Source organism: Mesorhizobium sp. M1227 (assembly GCF_040318315.1).
Taxonomy (GTDB): domain Bacteria; phylum Pseudomonadota; class Alphaproteobacteria; order Rhizobiales; family Rhizobiaceae; genus Mesorhizobium.
Genome location: NZ_JAMYLZ010000088.1, coordinates 1 through 3,143 on the forward strand (window position 1 = coordinate 1; position 3,143 = coordinate 3,143).

The following is a 3,143-nucleotide window of genomic DNA, read 5'->3' on the forward strand; positions in this document are numbered from 1 at the left end:
GGGCAAGGCGATCTCGTTAGCAGGCACGATCCTGGGGCAAACTTTCCAAGGTCGTTCAACAGATTGAGACGCCTCGCTCTCCTGACCCCATCATGCGGCGGCCATGCGCCGACCGCGAAGAGAAGCGAGTGACCCGCGGGGCGACACGGTCCGAAAAAACGAAACAGGAGCTTGACCTCAACAACCCCATTCAGAGAAGCCTGCTAGATCAATGCACCACATGTTGCGGCAACATGGCATCGTCATCATCGACCGCGTGTGTCTATGCTTACGGTGTGAGCGCAAGTTTCATGAACGACTTTTTGTCGGCCATTTGATGCCCCCCGCGTAGCTAATTCGCAAATTGCCACTACAACGCGTGCGAAGTTATTCTCAGGCGGCACAGCTGTGACAATGATAAGAAATCGCGCCCTGATACCGAAGCCGGCTTCTTACCGGGTATACTTACACTGTAGTTGAATGGTTGCCCAGAGAGACCCTTCAAAATCTCGCGAAATCGCCCTGCCAATACGGCTCGGTAACTACGCTATGGGTCAGCGCGCCGTCGCTTTGCGGCTGAATGCATCGAGCTAGTTCGACGGACTCATTTATTGGCCTACCTGAACACTATGCCGATGCCTCTCCCTCTCCCTGGAAAATTCGGGGGCGGTCGCGACCCAAGGCAGACCGGCGGCCACGCAGTCATGAAACAGTGCGAATATGATCTCGGCGCGCCGCTGATCACAATCTCGCTAATTTAGCTGCCTTCGGTCCACCCGTCCTGCGTGGCGGCCGCGCTTATCGGATATTCGAAGTCGCTAATTTGAGTTAGACTTTGTTTTTCGGGCATGGAGACGGGGGTCTCTGTCATGATCGATTCAGACGTGTTTGACTTTGTCGAACGGTGCAGGAAGCACACAGCTACCGGGCCGTTGCTGAGCGACCTTCTCGAAACGGTGAGGAATCTCGGCTTCGAGCATCTTATCCTTAGCGGTGTGCCGCTCAGCGGCCAGAAACTTGCGCCGATGGTTGAACTGAACGGCTGGCCGGCCGGCTGGTTCGAACGCTATATCGAGGCCGAACATGCCGCGGTGGACGGGGTTTGCATCTACTCGGCAAAGACCCTGAAGCCGTTCCTTTGGTCCGAAGTTCCGGCAAAGTGGTCTGATACCGAGGGCTCACGACGCGTCGCCGGCGAGGCGACGGAATTTGGCATCTGGAGCGGCTTCGCCGTGCCGATGCTTAGCATTCACCATTGGCAATCCGTGCTGTCGTTTGCGTCTTCTGCCAAGTCCTGCACCCTGTCGCCGCGCTATCAGGTGCAACTGGTGACCATGGCGGTCTATGCCGGCATGTCGATCCAGGCCTTGTCGAATGACAATGACGACGATGAAGGCCTGCTGACCGACCGGGAAAAAGAGGTGCTCTTGTGGGCTGCGGCCGGCAAGACCTCGTCGGAAACCTCGCAGATTCTCGGCCTGACCGAGCGCACGGTCAAATGGTACTCGACACGAGCCAGGGAAGCTTTCGGCGTCGCTACGACCACGCAAGCCGTCGTCGAGGCGGTGCGCCGGCGCCTGATCCATCCCTAAAAACGCGTCAACTGTCCGATCGGACAGGTGACGTATATTAGCGCGACTGCGAGTATCCCTTTAAGAACGATCGGGGGATCGCGCCATGATAACGGCCCACGTAGTCAACGCGCATAACAAGCATCTCTACGAAAACGAATTCGACGAGTTTCTGCGCCGGCGGCACGACTTCTTCGTGCACCAAAAACATTGGCGCCCTCCAAGCCCGGACGGTCGCGAGCTAGATCAATTCGATACAGACGCGGCGACATACCTGCTGGGCATTGAAGACGATCGCGTAGTGACTTCGGCTCGATTGATCCCAACGAGCGAGCGCATATGGTCTCGGAGGTCTTTTCTCATATGTGCGAAAAATCGGGCGTTCCGAGGCGTCCCGATTGGGCCGAATGGACGCGCACCTTCGTCGTTCCCGACAAACGAACTGCCGGACTGAGGGGCACGCTGACGCAGCTGTGCTGCGCGGTGATGGAATACGCTCTCGACGAGGGCCTCAGCGCCGTCGGCGGCATCCAGGAAACCTACTTCCTGCCGCACCACGGCGCCCTCAAATGGCGGGCCGAGCCGATGGGCATGGCCAGGGAAGAAAACGGCGAGTGGTACATCGTCGCTTACATTGAGGTGAGCGATGCGGCGCTGGCGAGCGTTCGCAAGATCCTTGGGATCAATCAGACGTTGCTGGTTCGGCGCGGGGTTCAAAAGCCTTTCATCGATAGCGACAAACACCTGCGACGCCTCTCCGCATAGCACGTGGTGAGTCTTGTCTCCCGCGGACCGCAGCAGATAGCAACACGGACGAGACAGAATGCCAAATCCAAATCCTCCAGCCCCTTCTGGTGTGCATAAGGCGCCAGGCGAGGCCTGCCATCAGTTCGCGGACGTGTTCGCGGAGGAAATTGATGTAATCAGCGCACGACGGGACGCTGTCGCGAAGGGGCTGTTGGCAAAGGATCGAAAAGTCCCTGACGAAGACATAGCCAAAATGCTGGAAGAGCAGGCTCGGAGTATTGATGCTCTGAAAGACAATCACGTTCAGCTTAGCTTGGACCACAACCGGAAATCGACGGACGAACGTGGCCGGGAGTTCCCTACAACTGATCCTGCCCACAATCTTACCGGGCTGGCTTTGTCGGGAGGCGGAATACGGTCTGCATCGTTCTGCCTAGGTGTCCTTCAGGCCATTGATGCGCTGAGGGAGGACCATGAGCCTCAGGTTCTGGATAGGATCGACTATCTGTCCACGGCATCTGGAGGAGGATACATCGGGACCTCGCTTGTCAGCGGATTAATGCAGACCCAGGGGCGGTTCCCTTTTACGAGCAAACTCGACCAGTCTGAGACGATCGAGGTTCAACATCTGAGGGATCACTCCAAGTTCCTCGCTCCAAATGGCACAACTGATTACCTCATTGGGGCCATCGCGGTGCTTCGAGGCGTCGTGATTAACGCGATTATTTTCCTTGCGATCATTCGTAAGCGCGAATTTCCCCGCACCTTTTGCTGTTGAGTGCTCTGATGCATGAGGTGTCCACCAAAATAGGTGGACACCTTGTGATGGAAGAAGATGAGCAGAAA

At 57.0% G+C, this 3,143-nt stretch carries 4 protein-coding genes; all 4 read left to right on the top strand.

Going from position 1 to position 3,143, the window contains the following annotated elements:
• Nucleotides 1-848: 848 nt before the first annotated feature.
• The 4 genes from NKH28_RS34125 (at nt 849) to NKH28_RS34140 (ending at nt 3,075) form a co-directional block, all read left to right on the top strand.
• Nucleotides 849-1,571, top strand: a complete 723-nt coding sequence (locus NKH28_RS34125) for a LuxR family transcriptional regulator (protein WP_352981441.1) — start codon at nt 849-851, stop codon at nt 1,569-1,571.
• Between the two features lie 85 nt (nt 1,572-1,656).
• Nucleotides 1,657-2,004, top strand: a complete 348-nt coding sequence (locus tag NKH28_RS34130) for an acyl-homoserine-lactone synthase (protein ID WP_352981442.1) — start codon at nt 1,657-1,659, stop codon at nt 2,002-2,004.
• Nucleotides 1,914-2,315, top strand: a complete 402-nt coding sequence (locus NKH28_RS34135; protein WP_352981444.1) for a hypothetical protein — start codon at nt 1,914-1,916, stop codon at nt 2,313-2,315. The genes NKH28_RS34130 and NKH28_RS34135 overlap by 91 nt, the downstream gene beginning before the upstream one ends.
• A 58-nt stretch (nt 2,316-2,373) precedes the next feature.
• Nucleotides 2,374-3,075: a patatin-like phospholipase family protein gene (locus tag NKH28_RS34140; RefSeq protein ID WP_352981443.1), complete on the top strand. Its 702-nt coding sequence runs from the start codon at nt 2,374-2,376 to the stop codon at nt 3,073-3,075.
• Nucleotides 3,076-3,143: the final 68 nt, after the last annotated feature.